Annotated in this window: 17 protein-coding genes and 1 riboswitch; of the genes, 11 read left to right on the top strand and 6 right to left on the bottom strand. The window is 60.8% G+C overall.

Annotation, left to right across the window (positions count from 1 at the left end):
* Nucleotides 1-4: 4 nt before the first annotated feature.
* The 8 genes from ACZ5FP_RS03495 to ACZ5FP_RS03460 all read left to right on the top strand — a co-directional run bounded on the left by ACZ5FP_RS03495 (nt 5) and on the right by ACZ5FP_RS03460 (nt 9,498).
* Nucleotides 5-1,069 (top strand): ABC transporter ATP-binding protein, encoded by a 1,065-nt coding sequence (locus ACZ5FP_RS03495; protein WP_464662163.1) that lies wholly within the window; start codon nt 5-7, stop codon nt 1,067-1,069.
* 121 nt (nt 1,070-1,190) lie between these two features.
* A complete protein-coding gene (locus ACZ5FP_RS03490) occupies nt 1,191-2,504 on the top strand; it encodes an ABC transporter substrate-binding protein (protein WP_223614104.1) in 1,314 nt (437 codons plus the stop codon).
* Between the two features lie 237 nt (nt 2,505-2,741).
* Nucleotides 2,742-3,668, top strand: a complete 927-nt coding sequence (locus ACZ5FP_RS03485; RefSeq protein ID WP_223614103.1) for a carbohydrate ABC transporter permease — start codon at nt 2,742-2,744, stop codon at nt 3,666-3,668.
* 15 nt (nt 3,669-3,683) lie between these two features.
* Complete coding sequence (locus ACZ5FP_RS03480; protein ID WP_464662160.1) at nt 3,684-4,583, top strand: carbohydrate ABC transporter permease; 900 nt, start codon at nt 3,684-3,686, stop codon at nt 4,581-4,583.
* Between the two features lie 32 nt (nt 4,584-4,615).
* Complete coding sequence (locus ACZ5FP_RS03475) at nt 4,616-6,418, top strand: IlvD/Edd family dehydratase (protein WP_464662158.1); 1,803 nt, start codon at nt 4,616-4,618, stop codon at nt 6,416-6,418.
* A gap of 22 nt (nt 6,419-6,440) precedes the next feature.
* Nucleotides 6,441-7,193, top strand: coding sequence for an SDR family NAD(P)-dependent oxidoreductase (locus ACZ5FP_RS03470; RefSeq protein WP_464662156.1), 753 nt, complete (start codon nt 6,441-6,443; stop codon nt 7,191-7,193).
* Nucleotides 7,194-7,220: 27 nt separating this feature from the next.
* Nucleotides 7,221-8,060 carry a fumarylacetoacetate hydrolase family protein gene (locus ACZ5FP_RS03465; protein WP_464662154.1) on the top strand — a complete coding sequence of 280 codons (840 nt, stop codon included), beginning with the start codon at nt 7,221-7,223 and terminating at the stop codon, nt 8,058-8,060.
* Nucleotides 8,061-8,160: 100 nt separating this feature from the next.
* Entirely contained in the window at nt 8,161-9,498 is a 1,338-nt protein-coding gene (locus tag ACZ5FP_RS03460; protein ID WP_464662152.1) for an MFS transporter, read from the top strand.
* 39 nt (nt 9,499-9,537) lie between these two features.
* On the opposite strand, the gene ACZ5FP_RS03455 is transcribed toward ACZ5FP_RS03460, so the two are convergent.
* The 3 genes from ACZ5FP_RS03455 to ACZ5FP_RS03445 form a co-directional block, all read right to left on the bottom strand.
* Complete coding sequence (locus tag ACZ5FP_RS03455) at nt 9,538-14,142, bottom strand: translocation/assembly module TamB domain-containing protein (RefSeq protein WP_464662150.1); 4,605 nt, start codon at nt 14,140-14,142, stop codon at nt 9,538-9,540.
* On the bottom strand, nt 14,139-16,067 hold the full coding sequence (locus ACZ5FP_RS03450) for an autotransporter assembly complex protein TamA (protein WP_464662148.1): 1,929 nt from the start codon (nt 16,065-16,067) through the stop codon (nt 14,139-14,141). The genes ACZ5FP_RS03455 and ACZ5FP_RS03450 overlap by 4 nt, the downstream gene beginning before the upstream one ends.
* A 315-nt stretch (nt 16,068-16,382) precedes the next feature.
* Nucleotides 16,383-17,657, bottom strand: a complete 1,275-nt coding sequence (locus tag ACZ5FP_RS03445; RefSeq protein ID WP_464662147.1) for a D-amino acid dehydrogenase — start codon at nt 17,655-17,657, stop codon at nt 16,383-16,385.
* Nucleotides 17,658-17,872: 215 nt separating this feature from the next.
* Nucleotides 17,873-17,959: riboswitch (glycine riboswitch) on the bottom strand.
* Nucleotides 17,960-18,063: 104 nt separating this feature from the next.
* Between ACZ5FP_RS03445 and ACZ5FP_RS03440 the strand changes: the two genes are divergently transcribed.
* Nucleotides 18,064-18,300, top strand: a complete 237-nt coding sequence (locus ACZ5FP_RS03440; protein ID WP_105733984.1) for an Lrp/AsnC ligand binding domain-containing protein — start codon at nt 18,064-18,066, stop codon at nt 18,298-18,300.
* A 175-nt stretch (nt 18,301-18,475) separates the two neighbouring features.
* Nucleotides 18,476-20,329, top strand: a complete 1,854-nt coding sequence (gene ilvD / locus ACZ5FP_RS03435) for a dihydroxy-acid dehydratase (RefSeq protein WP_223614092.1) — start codon at nt 18,476-18,478, stop codon at nt 20,327-20,329.
* An 18-nt stretch (nt 20,330-20,347) separates the two neighbouring features.
* On the opposite strand, the gene ACZ5FP_RS03430 is transcribed toward ilvD, so the two are convergent.
* A complete protein-coding gene (locus ACZ5FP_RS03430; RefSeq protein WP_346305268.1) occupies nt 20,348-21,979 on the bottom strand; it encodes a Na+/H+ antiporter in 1,632 nt (543 codons plus the stop codon).
* A 580-nt stretch (nt 21,980-22,559) separates the two neighbouring features.
* On the opposite strand from ACZ5FP_RS03430, the gene ACZ5FP_RS03425 reads away from it, so the two are divergent.
* Complete coding sequence (locus ACZ5FP_RS03425) at nt 22,560-24,338, top strand: long-chain-fatty-acid--CoA ligase (protein ID WP_464663159.1); 1,779 nt, start codon at nt 22,560-22,562, stop codon at nt 24,336-24,338.
* 34 nt (nt 24,339-24,372) lie between these two features.
* Here ACZ5FP_RS03425 and ACZ5FP_RS03420 read toward each other — a convergent pair whose 3' ends face one another.
* Both ACZ5FP_RS03420 and ACZ5FP_RS03415 read right to left on the bottom strand, forming a co-directional pair.
* The gene (locus tag ACZ5FP_RS03420; protein WP_464662144.1) at nt 24,373-25,008 is read right to left on the bottom strand and encodes a LysE family translocator; all 636 of its coding nucleotides are present in this window, start codon (nt 25,006-25,008) and stop codon (nt 24,373-24,375) included.
* Between the two features lie 120 nt (nt 25,009-25,128).
* On the bottom strand, nt 25,129-25,506 hold the full coding sequence (locus tag ACZ5FP_RS03415) for a glyoxalase superfamily protein (protein WP_464662142.1): 378 nt from the start codon (nt 25,504-25,506) through the stop codon (nt 25,129-25,131).
* Nucleotides 25,507-25,654 lie beyond the last annotated feature (148 nt).

The following is a 25,654-nucleotide window of genomic DNA, read 5'->3' as shown; positions in this document are numbered from 1 at the left end:
GGGCATGGCATCAGTCGAATTCGCCAATGTCAGAAAATCATTCGGGACGCATCCGGTTATCAAGGGGGTTGATATCGAGATCGCCGATGGCGAGTTCGTCATTCTGGTCGGACCGTCCGGCTGCGGCAAGTCAACCCTGCTGCGCATGCTGGCGGGGCTGGAGAATATTTCCGCCGGCGAGATCCGCATCGGCGGACAGGTGGTCAATGGTCTCGCGCCGAAGGAGCGCGACATCGCCATGGTGTTCCAGAACTATGCGCTCTATCCGCACATGACCGTTGCCGACAACATGGCCTTTTCGCTGACGCTGAAAGGTGCCGCCAAGGCCGAGATCGACAAGCGCGTCAAACCGGCAGCGGAAATTCTGGGCCTCACCCACCTGCTCGACCGCTTTCCCCGGCAATTGTCCGGCGGCCAGCGCCAGCGCGTGGCCATGGGCCGCGCCATTGTCCGCGATCCGCAAGTGTTCCTGTTCGATGAGCCGCTCTCCAATCTCGATGCGAAGCTGCGCGTCGCCATGCGCGCGGAGATCAAGGAACTGCACCAGCGCCTGAAGACAACCACGGTCTATGTGACGCACGACCAGATCGAGGCCATGACCATGGCCGACAAGATCGTCGTCATGCATGACGGCATCGTCGAACAGATCGGGGCGCCGCTCGAACTCTATGACCAGCCGGCCAATCTGTTCGTCGCCAGCTTCATCGGCTCGCCCGCCATGAACATGATCAAGGGCAGGCTCGACCCGAATGATGCGCTGAAATTCGTGACGGAGATGGGTGTTGTCCTGCCGGTGGCCAAGGCACCCGAAAGCGCCAGGGGACGCGCCCTGATCTACGGACTGCGGCCCGAGCACATGACGATTGCCGATGGCGGCATTCCGGCAAACGTCGTGGTGATCGAGCCCACCGGATCGGAAACCCAGATGATCATGCGCATCGGCGGCGACGACATTACCGGCGTGTTCCACCAGCGCATCAATGCCCGTCCGGGCGAGACGGTCGGCCTGTCGATCCACGCCGAGGCGACGTATCTCTTCGACGCGGAGAGCGGCAAGCGCCTCGTCTGAAAACCACCAAGCGGCACCTGCCAGTCGGGGAGCGTGTGCCGGTCATATAAGCCCCCGGAAAGCATGGGCGGAAGCGGGAGACGTTCCGGACATGCTTGTGAAACCCCAAGGAGGAGCATCCATGACCATCAACAGACGACATCTTCTCGGCGCTTCTGCCGGACTTGTGGCCGCTGCCGGGTTGAACCGGCTGGGCCTTACCCCGGCCTTTGCCCAGGCCGCCCCCGCCTACAAGCCGGAAGCGGGCGCAAAACTGCGCCTGTTGCGCTGGGTGCCGTTCGTGCCGGCAGAAGAAGCCGCATGGCTTGCCAATACCAAGAAGTTCAGCGACGCCACCGGCGTTGAAGTGCGTATCGACAAGGAAAGCTGGGAAGACGTGCGCCCGAAGGCCGCCGTCGCCGCCAATGTCGGCTCGGGCCCGGACATGGTGATGAGCTGGTTCGACGACCCGCATCAATATCCCGACAAGCTGGTCGATGTCAGCGAGCTCGGCACCTATCTCGGCGGCGCCCATGGCGGCTGGTATCCGGGTCTCGAAGGCTATGCCAAACGTGACGGCAAGTTCATCGCCCTGCCGCTCTGCGCCATCGGCAACGCCATCGTCTACCGCGACAGCCACATGAAGGCCGCCGGCTTCAGCGAATTCCCCAAGGACACGGCAGGCTTTCTCGAGCTCTGCAAGGCGATGCACGCCAAGGGCACACCCGCGGGCTTCCCGCATGGCAAGGCCGTGGGCGACGGCAACAATTACGCGCACTGGCTGCTGTGGAGCCATGGCGGCAAGATGGTCGACGAAAGCGGCAAGGTTGTCATCAACAGCCCGGAAACGCTGGCATCGGTGAAATATGCGCAGGAACTCTACAAGACCTTCATTCCCGGCACGGAAAGCTGGCAGGACGTCAACAACAACCGCGCCTTCCTGGCCGGACAGATATCGCTGACCGCCAATGGCGTGTCCGTCTATTATGCGGCTAAGAAGGACCCGGCGATGGCAGCCATTGCCGACGACATGCGTTCGGTCAATCTGCCCATCGGCCCGGTCGGCCAGTCGGTCGAGCTGCACCAGGCGTCCACCGTCTCCATCTTCAAGCACACGAAATATCCGGAAGCCGCCAAGGCCTATCTGCAGTTCATGTATCAGGCCGACAACATGAATGCGTGGATCGAAGGCGCCAGTGCCTATTGCTGCCAGCCGCTGAAGGAATATGCCGCCAATCCCGTGTGGACATCCAACCCCATCCATGCGGCCTATGCCAAGGCATCGGGCAGCCTGCGGCCGAACGGCTATGCCGGACCGCTCGGAACGGCATCGGCCGGCGTGATGGCCGACTATGTGCTGGTCGACATGTATGCCACCGCCGTGACGGGACAGATGACGCCGGAAGACGCCATCGCCCAGGCGGAAAAACGCGCCAACCGTTACTACAACGTCTAGCCAAGGGGTGGAGACCGGCAGGATGACAAAGAGCGTGAATACAGGATGCTGTGAAGGGGGTGATGTTCTTTACCCCCCTCTGTCCTGCCGGACATCTCCCCCACAAGGGGGGAGATCACATCGGCATCTGCACTTTTGCTTACCTCGCAGTGGCTCAGAGCTGATTGAAACAGCGGTGAAGGCTGATCTCCCCCCTTGTGGGGGAGATGGGCGGCAGCCCAGAGGGGGGTATTCCTTATGACAGCAACAACAAAGCCACCTTCAGCCCTCGGCGCGCTGACCCGGAACAATACATTCCTGGGTTTCATGTTTCTGTTGCCGGCGGCGGTGTTCCTGCTGTGCTTCCTGACGTATCCGCTCGGCCTTGGTGTCTGGCTTGGCTTCACCGATGCCAAGATCGGCCGGGATGGGGTTTTCATCGGTCTCGACAATTACATAGCGCTTGCCAACGATTCCGTGTTCTGGATGACGGTCTATAATACGGTTCTCTACACCTTTATCGCATCGGTGCTGAAGTTCGCGCTCGGCCTGTGGCTGGCGCTGATCCTCAATGAAAACCTGCCGTTCAAGTCATTCTTCCGCGCCATCATCCTGTTGCCCTGGGTTGTCCCGACGGTGCTGTCGGCGCTGGCTTTCTGGTGGATTTACGATGCGCAATTCTCGATCATTTCCTGGTCGCTGATCAAGCTCGGCCTGATCGATACGCCCATCAACTTCCTCGGTGACCCCAACAATGCGCGGGCATCGGTCATCGCCGCCAATGTCTGGCGCGGCATTCCCTTCGTTGCCATTTCGCTGCTCGCGGGCCTGCAGACCATTCCGCAATCGCTGCACGAGGCGGCCTCGCTCGACGGCGCAACCGGCTGGCAGCGCTTCCGCTTCATCACCCTGCCTATGCTCACCCCCATCATCGCCGTGGTGATGACCTTCTCGGTGCTCTTCACCTTCACCGATTTCCAGCTGATCTATGTGCTGACCAAGGGCGGGCCGGTCAATGCCACCCACCTCATGGCCACGCTTTCATTCCAGCGGGGCATCCCGGGCGGGCAGCTCGGCGAAGGCGCGGCGATTGCCGTCGCCATGATCCCGTTCCTGCTTGCCTCGATCCTGTTCTCATTCTTCGGCCTGCAGCGCCGGAAATGGCAGCAGGGCGGACAGGATTAAGGGGGGAGAACGACCATGAGCATTTCCGAACAGACCGCCACGGTGCCACTCACCGACGACGCGCAGGGCATGAGCTATCTCAACCGGCTGCCGCGGCGCATCGTCGTGCTCTATCTGCCGCTGGCCGTTTTCATCATCGTTTTGCTGTTCCCGTTCTACTGGATGGCAATCACGGCGGTAAAACCCAACTCGCAGTTGACGGACTACAACAATTACAGCCCGTTCTGGGTGGTCGGGCCGACACTCGACCATATCAAATATCTCCTGTTCGAGACCTCCTATCCCGGCTGGCTGTGGAACACGCTCGTCGTCTCGGTCTGCGCGACCGTGCTGTCGCTTGCAGCCTCGGTCTTTGCCGCCTATGCCATCGAGCGCATCCGCTTCAAGGGCTCGCGTTCCGTCGGGCTCCTGATCTTCCTTGCCTACCTGGTGCCGCCTTCTATCCTGTTCATTCCGCTGGCGGTGATCGTCTTCAAGTTCGGCATCTATGACAGCAAGCTGGCGCTGATCTTCACCTACCCCACTTTCCTCATACCGTTCTGCACCTGGCTGCTCATGGGCTACTTCCGTTCGATCCCGTTCGAGCTCGAAGAAAGCGCGCTGGTGGACGGGGCATCGCGCTGGCAAATCCTCGTCAGGGTCATATTGCCGCTGGCGGTGCCAGGACTGATCTCCGCCGGCATTTTCGCCTTCACTTTGTCGTGGAATGAGTTCATCTATGCGCTGACCTTTATCCAATCCTCGGAGAACAAGACTGTCCCGGTCGGTGTCCTGACGGAGCTGGTGCGAGGGGATGTTTTCGAGTGGGGTTCGCTGATGGCAGGGGCGCTGTTTGGCTCGCTGCCCGTCGTCATCCTCTACTCATTCTTTGTCGATTATTACGTGTCCTCGATGACCGGCGCGGTCAAAGAGTAATTGGGGCGTGCCCCCATCCAGGAGTTGCTTTCATGACCACCAACAAAACCCCGAAAAAGCTTCGCTCGCAGGAATGGTTCGACAATCCTGACAACCCGGGGATGACGGCGCTCTATCTCGAGCGCTATCTCAACTACGGCCTGACGCGGGCGGAATTGCAGTCCGGCAAGCCGATCATCGGTATCGCCCAGACCGGCTCGGACCTTTCGCCCTGCAACCGCCATCACATCGAATTGGCCAAGCGGGTGCGCGACGGCATCATCGCGGCGGGCGGTATCCCGTTCGAGTTTCCGGTTCATCCGATTCAGGAAACCGGCAAGCGTCCCGGCGCGGCGCTCGACCGCAACCTTGCCTATCTCGGTCTGGTGGAAGTCCTCTTCGGTTATCCGCTCGACGGCGTCGTGCTGACCATCGGCTGCGACAAGACCACACCGGCCATGCTGATGGGCGCCGCCACGGTGAACATTCCCGCCATCGCCCTCTCCGTCGGGCCCATGCTGAACGGCTGGCACCGCGGCGAGCGCACCGGCTCCGGCACCATCGTCTGGAAATCGCGCGAAAAGCTGACTTCAGGCGAAATCAACTACGACGAGTTCATGGATATCGTGGCGTCGTCAGCACCGTCCGTCGGCTATTGCAACACCATGGGTACCGCCACCACGATGAATTCGCTGGCCGAAGCACTCGGCATGGAACTGCCCGGCGGCGCTGCCATCCCGGCACCGTACCGTGAACGCGGCCAGATCGCCTATGATACCGGCAAGCGCATTGTCGACATGGTGCGCGAAGACCTGAAGCCTTCCGATATCATGACGCGCGAAGCCTTCGAGAATGCGATCGTCATCAACTCGGCCATCGGCGGTTCGACCAATGCGCCCATCCATCTGAACGCGATTGCCCGCCATCTCGATATCGCGCTCGACAATGATGACTGGCAGACCATCGGTCATGACGTGCCGCTGCTGGTCAACCTGCAGCCTGCAGGGGAATATCTTGGCGAAGATTACCACCGCGCCGGGGGCGTGCCAGCCGTCGCGGCGGAACTGCTCAAGGCGAAGCGCCTGCCGCATCCATCGGCGCTTACGGTCAACGGCAAGAGCATCGGCACCAATTGCGAGGGCGTGGAAAATCTCAACACCGACGTCATTCGTCCCTATGAGACACCGCTGAAGAAGAAGGCCGGATTCATCAATCTCAAGGGCAATCTCTTCGACAGCGCCATCATGAAAACCAGCGTGATTTCTGACGAATTCCGCGAGCGCTATCTTTCCGATCCGGACGATCCGGAAGCGTTCGAAGGCATCGCGGAAGTGTTCGAGGGCCCGGAAGATTACCATGCGCGGATCGACGATCCGAAACTCGGCCTTGACGAGAACAGCATCCTGATCATGCGCGGTACCGGCCCCATCGGCTATCCCGGCGCGGCCGAAGTCGTCAACATGCAGCCCCCGGGCTATCTCTTGAAGAAAGGCATCCATGCGCTGCCATGCCTTGGCGACGGCCGCCAGTCCGGCACGTCCGGTTCGCCGTCCATCCTCAATGCTTCGCCCGAGGCGGCGGTCAATGGCGGCCTGGCACTGGTGCGCTCCGGCGACCACCTGCGCATCGACCTGCGCAAAGGCACCGCCAATATCCTCATCGATGAGGAGGAACTGCAAAAGCGCCGGGACGACCTTTTGGCGGCGGGCGGCTACAAATATCCGGCCAGCCAGACGCCATGGCAGGAAATCCAGCGCGGCATGGTCGATCAGCTGGCGCAGGGCATGGTCCTGAAACCGGCGGTCGATTTCCAGCGCATTGCCCAGACCAAGGGATTGCCGCGCGACAACCACTGAGGCCAACCGTTCGGGAGGGAACATGGCGAACACCATCAGGCGCTATGAGGGGCGGCATGCGGTCATTACCGGCGGCGCTTCCGGCATAGGCTACAGGACGGCGGAGCGGATCGTGTCGGAGGGCGGCACGGTCAGCCTCTGGGACGTCGATGCAGTACGGATCGCGGAAGCAAAGGCCAGGCTCGGTGAGGGCGCGCATGGGCTGGCGCTCGATGTTTCCGACCCGGCGCAGGTGGAAAAGGCGGCACAGGACACCGCCGCCAGCGCCGGCAGGATCGATATCCTCATCTGTTCGGCCGGGATCACCGGGCCGAACGCCAAGGTGGCGGATTATCCGATCGATCAGTGGAAGCGGGTGTTCGATATCAACATCAACGGCCTGTTCTACTGCAACCGCTTCGTCGTGCCGTTCATGCAGAAGAACGGCTATGGCCGCATCGTCAATGTTGCGTCCATTGCCGGCAAGGAAGGCAATCCGAACGCCTCGGCCTACAGCGCGTCGAAGGCGGCGGTGATCGGCCTGACGAAATCACTCGGCAAGGAGCTGGTGCATGACGGCATTACCGTCAATGCCATTACGCCAGCCACCGTCGATACGCCGATCCTCCAGCAGCTCAAACCCGAATTCATCGACTACATGCTGTCGAAAATACCCATGCAGCGGTTTGGCACCGTCGATGAACTGGCATCCCTGATCAGCTGGATCGCCAGCGAGGAATGCTCGTTCACGACGGGTGCCGTTTTCGACATTTCCGGTGGCCGCGCCACCTATTGATCCCCTCCCAATCAGAAAGGTTACTCCATGAAACTCGTGCGTTACGGTCCTGCCGGTCAGGAAAAGCCGGGGCTTGTCGACAAGGATGGCAAGGTCCGTGATCTCTCCGCACACGTCGGGGATATAGCCGGTGAAGCGATTTCGCCTGCGGGATTGAAAAAGCTCGCAGGCATTGATCCGACGTTGCTGCCCGAGGTCACTGTCGACCGTTATGGTCCCTGCGTCGCGGGAACCGGCAAGTTCATCTGCATCGGCCTCAACTATTCCGACCATGCGGCGGAAACGGGGGCAACCGTGCCGCCGGAACCGATCATCTTCATGAAGGCGACCTCGGCCATTGTAGGCCCGAATGACGATGTGGAAATTCCACGCGGCTCGCTGAAGACAGACTGGGAAGTCGAGCTCGGCGTGGTCATCGGCAAGCATGCGAAATATGTCAGCGAAGACGAGGCGCTCGACCACGTGGCGGGCTATTGCCTGATCAACGACGTGTCGGAGCGGGCCTTCCAGGCCGAACGCCAGGGGCAGTGGACCAAGGGCAAAAGCTGCGACACATTCGGTCCCACCGGCCCGTGGCTGGTGACGAAGGATGAAGTAGCTGATCCGCAGAAGCTGAAAATGTGGCTGGAGGTCAATGGTCACCGCTATCAGAACGGCTCGACCGAAACGATGGTCTATGGCGTCAAATACCTCGTTTCCTACCTGTCGCAATTCATGAGCCTGCATCCCGGCGACATCATCTCGACCGGTACGCCGCCCGGTGTCGGCCTTGGCCAGAAACCCAATATCTTCCTGAAGGCCGGAGATGTCATGACACTGGGCATCGACGGGCTGGGCGAGCAGAAGCAGACCGTCATTCAGGGCTGACAAGGAGCCGGTTTTCCTTACTATGAGAATCATCGCGCCGGATGACGGCGCGGTTCCATGGGCGTTGCGCAGCGTCCGAACGGTACTGGGAGGTCCATTCATGAGCATCGCAACGTCATCCGCCCACCCGCCGCAAAAGGCGCCGGCGGGCGCCAGCAAGGTCCGCTACATCATTCTTGCCATGTGCTTTCTTGGCATAACGATGAATTACCTCGACCGGGCCAATCTGAGCGTGGCACTGCCCTATATCGATGCCGAACTCAATCTTCAGCTGACCAATGCGGAAAAGGGACTGATCTTCGGCGCCTTCTTCTGGGCCTATGACGGGATGATGCTCATTGCCGGCTGGTTCACCGACAAGGTCGGTTCACGCCGGTCATTCACCATCGCCGCGGTCTGGTGGTCGGCCTTTACCGCGCTGACGCCGCTGGCCACCAGCTTCTGGGGATTTTTTGCCGTGCGCTTTGCCCTGGGCGCCGGGGAAGCCCCGGCCTATCCCAGCGCGACCAAGGCAGCCTCCCGCTGGTTCCCGAAGAGCGAACGGGCCTTCGCCACGGCAGTGATCGATTCCGGTTCGCGTGTCGGGACCGTGCTTGCCTTGCCGATCGTTACGGGCATTATTGCCCTGACCACATGGCATTATTCCTTTGCCATCCTCGGCGCGCTCGGCCTTGTCTGGGCCTTCTTCTGGTATGTGATGTACCGCGATCCGGCCGAACACACCGGCGCCAATGATCTTGAGCGTCAGTACATCACCGACAATGGCGGACGCACCGATGCAACCGATGATGCGGAAGCGGTCAAGATTCGCTGGATCGACCTTTTCCGTTACCGCACCATCTGGGGCATGATGATCGGATTTTTCTGCCTGAACTTCGTCATCTATTTCTTCCTTACCTGGTTTCCGGACTATCTGAAGAATGCACGCGGCCTCAACCTGGCGGAGCTTGGTACATTCGGCATGATTCCGGGCCTGACCGCGGTGGTCGCCGCATGGAGCGCAGGCGCCTGGGCAGACCGGGCGATCCGCGGCGGTGCCGACGTCACGGCCATTCGCAAGCTCATCATGGTTGGAGGCCTGCTGGGCGGCGCGGCCATTCTGCCGGCAGCCTTGGTATCATCGCTTTACATGGCACTCATCTTCCTGGCGATTTCCTACAGCAGCCTCGCCGTAGCCGCCACGGCCATCTGGTCCCTGCCCGCCGATGTGGCGCCCAGTTCCCATCACGTCGCATCCATCGGCGGTATCCAGAATTTTGCCTCGAACATTGCCGGTATCATCAGCCCGTTCCTGTTCGGTGCACTGCTTGACCGTTTCCACGGCAACTATACGCCGTCCTTCGCCATGGCAGCCTTCATGGCGCTGGTCGGCGCTTTCACCTATGCCTTTGTGGTCGGCCGTGCAGAACCGTTGCCGGTGCTTCCGCCAAGGACCTGAGACGGAGGAGGATATTCCCCTCCGTCCCCGCAGCACCGCTCAATAATCTCGTTCGAAGAACACACCGGCGCCGGAGTCACCATCGCTGCCGACGGAGCCCTTGGCCTTCAGCTGCGGCGTCACGTCGAGATTGATCGTGCCCTTGGTCTTGCCGGCAGCGCCCGCCTCCACGCCAAGATAGACATTGTCGCGGATATAGCGCCCGGCCTTGACGCCCGCATTGCCTTCGCTGTCGGTTGTCACATCGAGATCGTCGAGGCCGGTGCCCTTGCGCAGGCTGTCGAGCAGGGATGAATTCGATCCGCCGGCCAGTTCGGCCGCGGCGGCAGCCAGCCGCGCAATCTGCAATGGCGACAACTCACTGATGGAGCGGTTGAAGATCAGGCGGGCAAGGACTTCGTCCTGCGGCAACTCCGGCTGCGACGAGAACGCGATCTGCAGATCGGATACCCGCCCCTTGACCGTGACATTGACGGTAATGTCGCTGCTCTGGGTGCTCGCGACGAAATTGAGTTCCGGGTTGAGGTCCCCGACCAGCGTGACCTGCCCTTCGGTGAAGGTGATACGCTGCCCGAGAATTTCCAAGCGCCCGCGCACCAGGTCGAACGCACCGACCGGCTGGATATCGGTTGCGGGGCCAGTCAGCCGCACCGAGCCGCCGATTTCCGTATCCAGCCCCCGGCCGCGCACGAAGATCTTGTTGGGCGCTGTCACATTGATATCGAGCCGCACCACACTGGGCCGTGCGGTGGGTGTTGCCGTGGCGGGCTGGTCGGCCTTGGCGCGCTTCAGCGTCGTGGCGACGGCCTTCGGCGTCTTCTTGTGCTTGACGTCGATGACCGCCGACGAACCGCCAAAGCTTTCGGGAACGCTGATTTCCGCGCGGTCGACATTGATGTTGCCGGCAATCACGGGATCGCGCGTCAAGGGGCCGTTGACGCCGAGCGCACCGGTCAGCGTGGCAACGACAAGATTGCCGTCGGCATAGCGGGCCTTGTCGAGCTTGATCTGGATGTTGGCGGGGAAATTCGCCGCTGCATCGGTGGAGATCGTACCGGTGGCGCTGACCGTGCCGCCGGTGGAAAGCCCGGCATTGAGCGTGCGGATGGTGACGGTCTGTCCTTCCATGCTGCCGAGCAGGGTAATGCGCTGCAGCCGCAGATTGGTTTCCGGATCGACCACTTCGGCACCGTTGGCCGAGAACATGCCGCGGATGAGCGGCTGCTGGAAACTGCCGGAGACGGATGCGGTGACGTCAATATTGCCCTTCGCCTGCGTGCCGCGATCGGCAAGGAAACGGTTGGCGAGGGACAAAGGGATATTGCCCGTCACATTGATGCCAAGCCCGTTTCCGGAAACCGGCACATTGCCATTGGCCGACACGGTGAAACCCTGCGGTCCGTCAGCCTTGGCCGACGTCAGGGTCAGCACATCATTGGCAAAGCGGCCCGCGGCGGTCAGCTGCAACGGCGACAGACCGGCGTCCTGCAAAGGCTTGGCGGAGAGGCCAGACCCCTTCAGGTCAAATTCGGCATTGGGCTTCTGCAGTGTGCCGGTGATGCGGCCCCTGCCGGTGACGTTGCCCGCCAGGTTCTGATCCTTGACGACGCCATTCAGCGCGCGCAGCGGCAGGTTGCCGAGCGTCAGATCGACGGCAAGCTGTCCCGGCGTCAGCGGAACCGAGCCTTTGGCCGATGCATCGAGCCCGTTTGCACCAGTCAGGTGCGCATCGACATTGAGCTGATCGGTGGTCGATGTGCCCTTGGCGTCCAGATTGAGGCCGTCCAGTCCGGCTTTTTTCAGTACGGCAGCGGTGATCGCACGGGCCTGCATATTGAAGTTCACGTCGGGCTTGTCGCGGGTGCCGCCGATCCTGGCGGTGCCGTTGATTTCGCCGCCCAGTCCCAGATCGGGCTTGACCGCATTGGCGACATCGAGCGGAAGCTTCTCGATGGCAACGGCGAGGTCCAGTTTTTCGGCGACATCGCCGCGGATCGTCACCTTGCCCTTGCCGATATCCAGAATGATATCGCCGAAGGAAACATTGCTGCCGGCGACATTGATGGCGGCCGGCTGGACCAGCCGGGCGGCAAGCGCACCACGGGTCAGGTCCGCATTGGCGAGCGACAGGAGAAAGCCCTTTTCCGTCGGTTCGAGTGAACCGCCAATAGCGGTTTTCGCTCCATTTTTCAGCGCGGCGTTCAGCTTGAAATCGGTGGTCTTGCCCTGCTGCGCCGCCTGGGCATCGAGGGTTGAAATATCGACACCACCGGCCGAAACCGCAGTGGCCGTGATCGTGCCGTTGGCGGACGGAACCTTGAAGATGTTCTGGGCGGCCAGCGCAATCGCCGCCTTGCCGACGATGACATTGTTGGCCTTCAGCCCGTCAATATCGCCTTTGACATCGATGTTCTGGCTCTCGTCATCATGGCTCAGCGCAATGGCGGCATTCGCCTTGCCGGTCGCCTCCACGAGGAACAGGGCTGCGGCCGTCGACACGTCGCTGGAAGCGAGGGTCAGGTTACCCTGAAGCAGCCCCTTCTTGTCCTGGGTGACATCACCGCGCAGCCGTGTGCCACCGGCAATGAACTGGATATTGCTCAGGCGTTTTTCGTCCTTGTGCAAGGCAAGTTCCGTGGCAAGATCGGCACGAATGCCGTCAAGGAACGCCAGACCGGATACCTTGCCGTCCAGCGCATCCTTCAGCAGAAGCCCGTTGAAGGAGAACGCGCCTTCGCTGAGCTTGCGCCCGGAAAGTTTTCCATCCGGAACCCCGGCATTGAAGGCAAGAGCGATGATGCCGTCGCTGCCGCGCGCGCTGCCCTTGACCTTGAGTGCGCCGCTGGTCTTTTCCGACAGGAGCGCGAGGTTGGTGAGATCGAGACCGAAGTCGAAATTGGCGGCGCCTGTGGCAAAGGTGCCGTTGGCCGTGACCAGCGTCTGCGGGTTCTCGACCCGGAAGTTCCTGGCGCTGAGGCCCGCTTCGCCGCGCGCAAGACCGCCGGTGATGCGGGTTTCGCCCTCAAGCACGCGATCCGCCGCATCAATGCCAAGCGTCATGCCGGTTGCATGGCCATCCAGCATCAGATTGAAGCCACCCGTCAGCGCTTCGACAGCACCATTGGCCTTCAGATCGAGCGCGCCGGCGAGATCGCGTCCGGCAAGTTCGGAAAACGGTGCGATGCTCGATGCCTTGACCAGGATGTCGCCGTTATAGATGAACTTGTCGATGGTCCCGGCCAGCGCCGTGCTGAAGCCGTTGGCGGCAACCAGCGCCTGTTTGAGATTGACCGGCGTACCGGCCTTCCAGTCGCCATTGATCTTCAGCTGGATCAGGTCGCCCAGTGCCTTGGCGATATCGGCGCGCTTGGCCGTGATGCCCGACACATCGCCGTTCACATCGTAGCTCAGGGAACGGGCGGCCGGGTTGTCGAGATTTTCCGCCAGGCCTTTGGCAACGAGATTGACCGTTTTGGCGGCAAAATTGTTGGTGGTGAGGTTGGTGACGTCGAGCGTGCTCGACCAGTCATTGCCGGCACTTGCCCCGAACGCAACCGCCAGCACAGCCTTGTCGACGGTTGTCTGGCCGCCCGCAACCGGCAAAATGACCTTCTTGCCGCTGGGATCGGCAATCGAGGCATCCACCTTCAGGCGGCGCAAAAATCCATCGTTGGTTGTATCGGCTGTCGCATCGACCGCAAGAGCAGCGCTCTTGATGGTCAACCGATCAAGCGAAACACCGCCGGCATCGCGCACCACGCCATTGACCGCGAGCGCGGTATCGTTGCCGAAGAAATCCCGGAAGAGCGGCGGAACCAGCATGGCGATCGCGCCATCGACGGTTGTCTTGAACGCAAGTCCCTCGCCCTGACGGTTGATCTGCGTGCTGCCAGTGAGAACGCGCTTGCCCGCCGCATCGAGCGTTAGCTGCAAGGCAATATCGCCGAGCGGGCCCGATCCCTTCAGCGAAAGCGCAACCGGCGGCCTGCCTTCAATATTGAGAAGATTGGCGGCAATACCGTTCTGCGGTTCATTGAGCGACAGATCCAGATCGAGCTTCTGGCTTTCCTTGGCATAGGCCGCCTTGATCGCAAAGGTGCCGCCCGGGCCGTCAAGGCGCTGCACCTTGAGGTTGGAATCCAGGGAGCCGCTATCGAGCGTCAGGCTGCCGGCCAGAGAGATTTCCGACTTCAGCCCGAAAATACTGTCGCCGAAGGCAATGCGTCCCACCTGCAAATCCTGCAGGATGACTGCAAGCGGCAGCTCCGGCAGACTGAAACCCTTGGCTTCGGGTGAAGGCAGGCTGCTGGTGTCCGGCAGCGGCTTGCGGATGACATCGATGCGCTCCGCGCCGAGGCTGTTGATATCCAGACGCCCGCGCAGCAACGCCAGACGGCTCCAGACAATTTTCGCATTGGTAATGCGCAGCCAGATTCCTTCACGGTCGGCAATGGTGATGCTGCCGATATTGGCTTCCGACGACAGGACGCCCTGAATGTCGGAAATGGAAATCTGGCGATTGGGCGTCGACAGCTGTTCTTCGACGAAGCTGAGGAAATAGGACTTTTCCGCCTCGGCGCTATCCTGCGCCAAAGCCGGTGCTGCAAAAAGCAGAAGGAATATGACTGCGAAAATCCGGGTCAAAACGCCTGTCCTATACCAACGTAGAATGCAAAACTCGGGTCGTTTGTCCGCCGGTCGAGCGGCATGGCCACATCGAGGCGGATCGGGCCAAGGCCCGTATTGTAACGAATGCCGGCGCCAACGCCCACACGCAACTGCTGGGCAAAATCGGGGAAAGACTCTTCGCCCACATAGCCCGCATCGACAAAGCCGACGGCACCGATGGTGTTCGTGATCTTGGCGCGCGCCTCCACGGACCCCTCGACCAGCGACCGCCCGCCGATCACATAGCTTGTGCCGTTGCGCTCGACATTGACGCCGATGTTGCGATAGGCGTAACCGCGCACCGAACCGCCGCCACCGGCAAAGAACAGCTGGTCCGAAGGCAGTTCGGCAATTTCTGCGCCGACTATCGTGCCAAGTTTCAGGCGGCTGGCGAGCACGAACCGGTCGTCCTTACCGAAACCGAAATAGGTGCGGCCCTCCGCCGTGAACTTGGTGGCGAAGTTGCCATGCTCGATCTCGTAGAACGGCGACAGCAACCCTTCCAGAAAATAGCCGCGCGCCGGATCGACCTTGCTGTTGCGGCTGTCATAGGTGAGGCCGCCCAGCAGACCGACGGTGAGAAAATCGCGCGTGCCGAAGAAATCGTCCTTGAACTGCGATTTGGAAACATTGGCAGTAAGCCTGCCCGAGAGTTCATCGGAGAAAATCTGGGTGAAACCGGCATCGGCCGTAATCGATGTCTGCGTGTAGGCGTCGAGCACCTTGCGCTCACCAATCAGCGAGGCGATGAAATCGGTATCAGGCGTATAGACGCCGGGCTTGGTGAAACTTGCACCCAGCAGATAGCTGTATTCCGAGGGGTCGTAGGACTGACTGCCGATGCCGCCGATCTTGGCGTCAATGCGCAGCCGTTCCGCCCGGCCGAAGAGGTTGCGGTGCAGCCAGTATGTCTCGAGACCGAGACCGTCCAGCGTCGAATAGCTCCCGCCAACGCCGAAGCGGCGCAGCTTCTGTTCCTGCACCGCCACGGTGATCGGCAGCAGGCCGTCGCTGCCGATGGCATCGCCTTCCTCGATCCGCGCCGAGCGGAAGACTTCGAGGCGCGACAGCCGTTTCTTGGCTCTCTCGATTTCGTCGGGATCGTATTCCTGTCCCGGCTGCAGGCCGGTGATGAACGCCACGAATTCCGGGTCCATGCGCTCGGTGCCCTTGACCTGCACCGGTCCAAAACCGGCCTTGGCGCCGGGATCGGCATCGATGGTCGCGTCAACCCGGTTGGTCTCGTGGTCGGCGATGACTTCACGGCTGACAATCCTGGCTTTTGGATGCCCCTGCTGGCGCCAGGCATCGACCACCAGCCGCTCGGCTTTGACAATGGCTGTCGAGCGGGCAATCTCGCCAGCGATGTAGCCTTGTTTCTCCGGGCTTTCGACAAAGTCTTTCGGGTCGAGCGTCGGCGGCGCCATGTTCTTGACCCGGGCCGATGCAAACAAGAATTGCGATCCAGGATCGACTGAAATAACCACCTTGGCCGGCTTGGACAGCACGGCATCCGGCGGAATATCGCTCGCCTCCTTGCCGTCGACCTGAATGCTGATGGTGCCGCCATAGCGGCCGTCCGCATAGAGCGCACCAAGTATGCGGCGATAATCTCCACGCGCCTTGGCGAGCAGCCCTGCCGCACCGGACGCAGGCTTGTCCTTGTCGGCAAACAGGCTTGATGCGCCCTCCACGAGCGCCTTGGTTTCATCGCTTGTCGAAGCAGCGGTTTCAACCGTGTATCTCTGCGGGTCGGCGATGACCGAATCAGCATCGTCCTCCTTCTTGGCACCCCAGAGATGAACGCCGAAAAGATCAAAGGCCTGGGCAGGCGAGACAAGGGCCGTAAGGGCCAGCAATGCGGCGCCGAAACAACTGGCCTGTGGGCGCTTCAAGTCCATCAACCAGCAAATTCCCTACACATCAATAAACACAAGGATACACTGCAGGGACAGTGCGCGCGCTGCCTGCAATTGATAAAATTCGCCCTTCGAGCTTAAGAAAACGATAACATGCCGGGAAAAGCTGGCCAACCCGCAATGGCACCTGATCGGCCATGCAACCCGGCATTAGTGGCCATATCGCCACAAAACCGCGATACAAGCGCATTTAAACGCCAATCACTTTTTATGTGCCGCGCGCAATAGTTTGCCATGTCGGCCCAGCACGACAAGGGCGCCTGAGGCAACAGGCGCTCCTTTGCGTGCAAGCCGGTTTTATTCGGCGGCGGCGAGCCAGCCGCCCTGCGGGCTGGCATCGACGGGCATGGCGGCGCCGATATGCCCGGCGACGATTTCAGCCGTGGCGGCAGACAGTGTCCAGCCGAGATGACCATGGCCGGTGTTGTAGAACACACCGGGCCGCCTGCCAGCACCAACGCGCGGCAGCATGTTCGGCATCATCGGGCGCAGGCCGGCCCACGGCACCACATTGGACGTGTCCATGCCCGGGAACAGGTCGCGGCTCCAGTCGACCAGCGGCTTGACCCGGTCGTGGCGGATGTCGCGGTTCTCGCCATTGTATTCGGCCGTACCGGCCACGCGCAGGCGCCCCGCCCCAAGACGGCTTGTAACGATCTTTGCATCATCGTCGAGTAGGCTCACCCATGGGGCCGACTGCTGGCTCCCGGCGTCATCCAGATTGACGGTGATCGAGTATCCCTTGACCGGATAGATGTTGACGCGGTCGCCGAGCTGGGCGGCAAATTTGCGGCTGGCAATGCCGGCGCAGATGACGATGGCGTCAAAACGCTCCGTCTCCGTCCCCGCATCGGCAACGGATGCCCTGTTCCATTCCACCACCACGCCGTCGGCGCCATGCTTCAGTTCGGCAACGTCGGCATCGCCAATGAAGCGCACGCCGTGGCGGATGGCGGCAGCGGCAAGGCCGCGGGTGAACTTGTGGATATCGCCGGTCGAATCGGATGGCGTGAAGAACCCGCCATAGAAGGAGCCGTTCAGGGCCGGTTCGATGCTGCGGATTTCTTCATTGGTGACGGCCCGCCGGTCAAGACCACCGGCTTCCAGCAGCCTGTTGACCTTGACCGCGTGGTCATAGCCGTATTTCGAGCGGTAAATATGCAGGATCCCGCGCTTTTCCAGGTCGAAATCGATCTTTTCATCCGCAGCGATTTCGAACATGCGCTTGCGCGCTTCAATGGCGAGCCTGGTGGTGGCGATGGTATTTTCTTCGTAGCGCGGGATGTTCATGACGAATTCCGCCATCCAGGAATATTTGTGCCAGGAGGGTTTCGGGTTCATCAGCAGCGGCGCATCCTTGCGCAGCATCCACTTCATGCCTTTGAGCACCGTGGACCAGCTATTCCACACCTCCGCATTGGACGCGGAGAGCTGACCGCCATTGGCGAAGGATGTTTCCATGGCCGCATAGCGGTTGCGGTCGAACACGGTGACGGAATAGCCCTGGCGGGCAAGCGCATAGGCAGTCGTCACGCCGGTGATACCGGCGCCGATAATGGCGATATGGGTCATGATAAAACGGTCCTCAGGCAACACATGGTTTCAGTTTCGCCGTTGACAACGGCACGAAACCCCATCTGTCACGGAACCTGAGAGCTTGGCCCTTTGAGCGCCCGCCGGATGTTTGTCATCCATGTCGTCGGCGCCTTTTTCCGGTCATGCAACCGGGCAGGGCTTTCTCCTTCGGTGGGTACGGCTTTTCAAACCATACCTCTCTCCAGATGTTCTAGACTATTCTGGTCCTTTTGCCTGAGAGTTTCCGGGGCGGTTGCTCCATCGGCGCCGGTTTTACCGGTCTCTCCCAGATAGCCTGTGCGAACGCGGGATATATATCGCAGTTGCGAGACGAGAACAACTGGCTAAGAAGCGTCGCAGCAATTATGCTGACTGAAAATCGCCCAGCCTTCCGGAGGAATTTATGAAGCCTGTCTTTCTGCAACTGCAATGCGCACCCGGCAAGACATACGAAGTTGCAAAAACCCTGTTCGAGCGTGAAATCGTCTCGGAGCTCTATTCGACTAGCGGCGAGTTCGACCTTCTGGCCAAGATCTACATTCCGGAAGATCAGGATATCGGCAAATTCATCAACACCAACGTGCTCGATATATCAGGCATTGCGCGATCGCTGACAACGCTGACCTTCACCGCGTTCTGACAGGCGCTCGGCGGGGCGAGACATTACGTCCCGTTTCATGCGCCCGGCATCTGCCTTATGTAATCAATGCAATGAAACACGCCCCTTCAAGGCAATAAAATTCCATTCTTTTGCCATGGGAACTCTTTTTCTGTAAGAGATGCTCCCTCGCCCGTCATCAGCAGGATTTTCGACAATGCCTCCTTATCGTTCACGCACCACCACACATGGCCGCAACATGGCAGGAGCCCGCGGGCTCTGGCGCGCGACCGGCATGAAAGACGAGGATTTCGGCAAGCCGATCATCGCCGTGGTGAACTCGTTCACCCAGTTCGTGCCCGGCCACGTCCACCTGAAGGATCTCGGCCAGCTCGTGGCGCGCGAGATCGAAAGCGCCGGCGGCGTCGCCAAGGAATTCAACACGATTGCCGTGGATGATGGCATCGCCATGGGGCACGACGGCATGCTTTATTCCCTGCCGTCGCGTGAAATCATCGCCGACAGCGTCGAATACATGGTCAACGCCCACTGTGCGGATGCCATGGTCTGTATTTCCAACTGCGACAAGATCACACCCGGCATGCTGATGGCAGCGCTGCGCCTCAACATCCCCGTCGTTTTTGTCTCCGGCGGACCGATGGAAGCGGGCAAAGTCGTCTGGGAAGACAAGGAAAAGAAGCTCGACCTGGTCGATGCCATGGTTGCGGCCGCCGACGACCGCATTTCCGACGAGGAAGTGAAGGCCATCGAACGCTCGGCCTGCCCGACCTGCGGTTCCTGCTCCGGCATGTTCACCGCCAATTCCATGAACTGCCTGACCGAGGCCCTCGGCCTTTCCCTGCCGGGCAACGGTTCGACGCTCGCCACCCATGCGGACCGCCGCCGCCTCTTTGTCGAGGCCGGTCATCTCGTGGTCGATCTCGCCCGCCGCTATTACGAACAGGACGATGAAACGGTTCTGCCGCGCTCCATCGCTTCGTTTGCCGCCTTCGAAAATGCCATGACCCTCGATATCGCCATGGGCGGCTCGACAAACACCGTGCTGCACCTGCTGGCCGCTGCGCATGAAGGCGAAGTCGACTTCACCATGAGCGATATCGACCGCCTGTCCCGCCGCGTTCCGGTCCTGTGCAAGGTGGCGCCTGCGGTTGCCAATGTGCACATGGAAGACGTGCACCACGCCGGCGGTGTCATGGGTATTCTCGGCGAACTCGACCGTGCCGGTTTGCTTGATACATCCGTCTATTCCGTGCATGCCGCCAATCTCGGCGCTGCTCTTGACCGCTGGGATGTGGTGCGCAGCAAAAACCCGTCCGTGCATGATTTCTTCAAGGCGGCACCGGGCGGCGTCCCCACACAGGTCGCCTTCAGCCAGGAACGCCGCTTTGCCGATGTCGATCTCGACCGCGAAAAGGGTGTCATCCGCAATCTTGAACACGCCTATTCCAGGGATGGCGGCCTGGCCGTGCTCTACGGCAATCTGGCGGAAGACGGCTGCATCGTCAAAACCGCCGGTGTTGACGACTCGATCCTGAAGTTCTCCGGTCCCGCCCGCATTTTCGAAAGCCAGGACAGTGCCGTTCTCGGCATTCTCAATGGCGGCATCAAACCGGGCGACATCGTGCTGATCCGCTACGAAGGCCCGCGCGGCGGACCGGGCATGCAGGAAATGCTCTATCCGACCAGCTACCTGAAATCGAAGGGTCTCGGCAAGGCCTGCGCGCTGATCACCGATGGCCGGTTCTCCGGCGGTTCATCCGGCCTTTCCATCGGCCACGTTTCACCGGAAGCGGCGGAAGGCGGCCTGATCGGTCTGGTTGAGGACGGCGATATCATCGATATCGACATTCCGAACCGCGGGATTCATCTGGCCGTCGACGATGCCGTCCTGGCCGAACGCCGCGCGAAAATGGAAGCCAAGGGCACCGCTGCGTGGAAGCCGGAGGAAAAGCGCAAGCGCAAGATCACCACGGCGCTGCGCGCCTATGGCGCCATGGCAACCAGTGCTGCCCGGGGTGCCGTGCGCCAGATTCCCGACGACTGGAACTGATCAGGGTTCAATGGATACCTACTGGAAGCGGGCTTCCAGTAGGTCGATATCCCGCACCATTTTCGTGGCAATGCTGCTTTCAAGCCGCCTTGCCCGCACCAGGCGGTGAATTTCCTGCCGTTCCGCCCGAAGCGCGGTGATGCGCAGCAGCTTCTCGATCTCCTCGCTTCGCGCCACCTCTTCGCGCTCTTCCCCGAGCTGCATGCGCCCGTCAATACGCTTGCGGTAGAGCTCCATGATGTGGTTGGCGACATCCGTATAGATATCGGCGTCGGCACGGCCCGATGCCAGACTGTGCTGGGCCCGCTCGATCGCCATGATTGCGGCTTCCGCGGCAGCGATACGGGCGTAATCCTCTTCGCGCTGGTTTGAATCCTCGATGGGCAGGTCGATGTTGCGCAGCAGACGCGGCAGGCTGACACTGGCCATGACCAGCGACAGGATGATCACACCGGTGGCGAGGAAAATGACGAGATCGCGGGCCGGAAACAGCGAGCCGTCGTAAAGGAACAGCGGCAGTGTCAGGATACCCGCAAGCGTGATGGCACCGCGAACGCCGGCAAACGACATGGCGGCGATCAGCTGCCAGCTTGGCTTGACCACGGCCTCACCCTGCCTGCGGCGCTGCGCCATGGTCACCCGCCACGACACCCAGACCCAGAGAAAGCGCAGGGCAGCCAGAGCGGCATAAATGACCACGACATAGACCAGCAGCCACCAGGGGCTGGTCTCGCCGTGCCGCACATTCTCGACGGCGCCGGAGAAAATGCCGGGCAGCTGTTCGCCGAGCAGAACGAAGATGGCGCCATTGGCGGCGAACTGCGCCGTATCCCACACCGCGGTGCGACGCACGCGGGTCAGCGCCATGGACTGGGCCGTGTTCTCGGCATAGCTCATGGTGATACCGGCGGCAACGGCGGCAAGGATGCCCGAGGCGTGCACGTGTTCGGCCAGCAGGTATGCGCCGAAGGGGATGAGCAGGCTGATGAGAATCTGCGAGCCGCTCTCCTCGCCGAGCTTGCGGGCGAGGAATGCCTTGCCGCGCGTGACGCCAATGGTCACGCCGATACCGATGGCAATGCCGGCAAAAGCGAGCCAGAGGAACGTAAAGAACGCCTCGGTGATCGAGAAGCTGCCGGTCAGCATCGCGGCCACCGCAAAACGCATGCAGACGAGGCCAGATGCATCGTTGAGCAGGGATTCCCCTTCAAGAATATGCATCATGCGCGAGGGAATCGGCACGCGCGCCGCAATGGCGGAAACGGCGATCGGATCGGTCGGCGAGACGATGGCGGCCAAGGCGAAGGCCACCGGCAGGGGGACGGAAGGGATCATCCAGTGCACGAAGAAGCCGACACCGATCACCGTGAAGATGACAAGGCCGAGCGCCATCTCCAGAATGATGCCCTTGTCCCGGAAGAGACCCTCCTTGGGGATGCGCCAACCATCGAGAAACAACAGCGGCGGCAGAAACAGCAGGAAGAAAATGTTGGGATCGAGCTGCACACGGATGCTGGTGACCGAGGCAATCGCTGCGCCAAGCCCGATCTGCACCAGCGGCAGCGGTACGGCCAGAGGCAGCACGCGCACGATGGAGTCACTGACCACAACGGCCAGAAGCATCAGCAAGACGATGGTGATTGTTTCCACGGCGAATCCATTTTGATTGTCGGTGCAGGATGAAGGAAAGGCCGGTGCTTTGTCGAGGCGAACCTTGGCAACTTTGCGCCCAGATCGTGCCGATTGGGTGAATTGGCGGCAAAGCACGACAATTCCGCGACAATCAATTTTACGTTTACGTCAATGTAATACTTGCAAGCGCACCGCCTATCGCCATAGATAGAATTGTTGAGTAGCATGTTTAGGGTTGGAGGACCGTGGGCCAGCTACAAGGAAACCATCAGGGGAGGTTAATGTGGCAAAACAGACAACGCCGGTAAAAACATCCGTGACAGCCAAGCGCGCCACTGCAAAGGCAGCGCCAGCCAAAACGGCGAAACCCGCCGCCACGACTGCCAAAGCCGCCGCGAACAAACCAGCCGGTGAGGTCAAGACAACGAAAACCGCCAGTGCAGTGAAACCCGCTGCGGTAAGGACGGCTGCCAAGGCTGCAAGGACGGCAACAAAACCTGCCGCGAAAACCGCAGCGCCGGTTGCGAGCGAAGCCAAGATTGCGGCAAAACCCAAAGCCGCTGCCAAAGTAAACAGTGCAGCACCGGAAAAAACGGCGGTGAAAGCGCCCGCCAAGACACCCGCGGCAAGGAAGCCCGCAGCCAAAGCCAAAACTGCGGCGCCAGCCGCCGAGGCAGCAACGGCAAAGGCGGCGTCCCTCGCCCAAATGCCCGAACCGAAACTGTGGGTCAAATCCTATCCGGAAGGCGTTCCCGCCGAGATCGGACCGCTGCCCTACGAGAATATCAACGCGCTTTTTGCCACCGCCTACAAGAAATATGCCAACCGGCCGGCCTTTACCTGCATGGGCAAGGTGATGACCTATGCGGAAATGGATCGCAAGTCACAGGCATTCGCGGCATGGCTCCAGTCACGCGGGCTGGTCAAGGGCGACCGGGTCGCTGTGATGATGCCGAACATCCTGCAATATCCGGTAGCCATCGCTGCGATTCTGCGAGCGGGCCTGACGGTGGTCAACATCAATCCGCTCTACACGCCGCGCGAGCTTGAACATCAGCTCAAGGACAGCGGCGCGAAAGCGATCATCATTCTCGAAAACTTCGCCACGACGCTGCAAAAAGTGCTGACGGCGACGCCGGTCAAACATGTCGTCGTTGCGACCATGGGCGACATGCTGGGTCTCAAGGGCCATATCGTCAATCTGGTCGTGCGGCGCGTCAAGAAAATGGTGCCGGCCTGGTCCCTGCCCGGTCATACACCGTTCAAGACCGCGCTGGCGCAAGGGGCCGCGCTCACGCTGAAGCCGGTCGAGGTCAAGCGGGACGATATCGCCTTCCTGCAATATACCGGCGGTACGACAGGCGTTTCCAAGGGCGCCGTGCTGATGCACAGCAACATCGTGGCCAATGTCACGCAGATGCGCCTGTGGGTGGAGGTCGGCTTTCGCAAGAAGGGCCGTCCGGACAATCTGACGTTCATCTGCGCCTTGCCGCTCTATCATATTTTCGGCCTCACCGTGAATGCGATGATCAGCATGGAACTCGGCGGCAACAATGTGCTGATCCCCAATCCGCGCGACATTCCTGCCTTCGTCAAGGAATTGCAGAAAGTGCCGATCCACGTTTTCCCGGGTCTCAACACGCTCTTCAACGGGCTGCTCAACAACGAGGATTTCCGCAAGCTCGACTTCCGTAACCTGATCCTGACACTGGGTGGTGGCATGGCCGTGCAAAGACCGGTCGCCGATCGCTGGTTCGAGGTGACGCGCGGCCTGATTACCGAAGGGTTCGGCCTCTCCGAGACGTCGCCGGTCGCTTCGGCCAACCGCCTGGATGCCACGGAATTCTCCGGCACGATCGGCACGCCGCTGCCATCGACCGACTTCTCCATCCGCGATGATGACGGCAAGGAGCTGCCATTGCTGGAAGTCGGCGAAATCTGCATTCGCGGGCCGCAGGTCATGGCCGGATACTGGAACCGTCCGGACGAGACAGCCAAGGTTATGACAGCGGACGGCTTCTTCCGCTCCGGCGACATGGGCTACATGGACGAGCGCGGCTATACCAAGATCGTCGACCGCAAGAAGGACATGATCCTGGTGTCCGGCTTCAATGTCTATCCCAACGAGATTGAAGAAGTCGCCATGGAGCATCCCGGTGTGCGCGAGGCGGCGGCAATCGGCGTTCCCAACGAGCACTCCGGCGAAGTGGTCAAGCTCTTCATCGTGCGCAAGGATCCCCTGCTCACCGAAGAGGCGGTCAAGGCATTCTGTGCCGAGCGGCTGACCAACTACAAGCGTCCCCGGACGGTTGAATTCCGCGACGAGCTGCCGAAAAGCAATGTCGGCAAAATCCTGCGGCGCGAATTGCGCGGCTGATATCGAGAAAGCCGCCCCGGCGGCTTTCTTCTTTTCAGGCGTTTGCGCGCCTATAGAGCGCAAGCGAACCGGCAAGCGCCAGCAATGCGCCGCCGCAGATGCGATCGAGCCACAGCGCGCCTGATTTCTTCAGGACGCGAACCGCCTGCGAACCGAGCAGGGCATAACCGAACATGATTGCAAAATCGAGCGTGGCGAAAATCACCGCCAGCACCGCATATTGCGGGATTTGCGGCATATCGGGCGCGATGAATTGCGGCAGGAAGGCCGAAAAGAACAGGTAGCCCTTGGGGTTGGTCACCGCAACAAGGAAGCTCTTGAGAAAGATGGCACGGGTGGTTGCCGGCGGTTCGTGCGTGGCGGTGCGCAGCGACAGGTCAAGCGTTCCCTTCGAGCGCAGAAGCATGAGGCCGAGAAAGGCGAGATAACCGGCACCGAGCCATTTGACCACCGAGAACCAGAACTCCGAGGCCGCAAGCAAGGCGCCAAGGCCAAGGGCAACGGAGCCGATCAGGACGAAATCGGAAATGACCGCACCCGCCATCCCCGCCAGGGCACGGCAGACACCGAAGCGCGAGCCATTGGTCAAAGCCAGAAGAACCGTCGGCCCGGGCGTGGCTATGCCGACGAAAGCAACGAGAGCAAAAGCAAGAAGCGTTGTTGCGGTCATGATCATCCCCCTTGGCGCCAGATTGCGGACATCCCTGCCGCTGACATTACCCATGGCACGAAGCCGGTCAAGCGGGCGCGCATCCCTGTCCTTCACGGGGAAGGACAGGGCAGCCGGAGATTAAAGCGGCTGGCCGACATCAATGCGGTTGCCGTCGAAATCCTCGAAGACGAAGGCCCTGAGGCCATACTCCTTGTCCTTCAACCCCTTGATGATGCGCAGACCTTGTGCCCGGCAGATCGTGTGCAGGACATCGACATTGTCCACCATCATATGGATGACGTTGAAGGGCGCTGCCTTGTGGCCCTTCTGCAATGTCAGGTGCAGTTCGGCATTGTCGCGTTTCAAAATCATGAACCCGACGGGATCACCATTCTGGAAGGTTCTGGAAAAGCCGAGAACGCCCGTGTAGAAATCATGGGCGCGCTGCATATCCGCAACCGGCAGCATGGCTGCGATTCGTCCAAAATGGATGGAGCGGGCGGGACTATCGTTCATGTCATAACCTCATGGCTTGAAAGCTCAGGCAGGCTTTCCCGGACGGTGCCGGTTGGAGCTGCTGCTTTTGTCGATCAGATCATGAGACGGTGCCCACCGGATTTCTATACAGCGCCTCTCTGCTCTCCTCAATATGATTCCACTGCAA

The sequence above is a fragment of the Phyllobacterium sp. T2-21 genome, assembly GCF_055378485.1.
The sequence above is the reverse complement of the archived record's forward strand: the minus strand, read 5'-3'. Positions and strand labels throughout refer to the sequence as shown.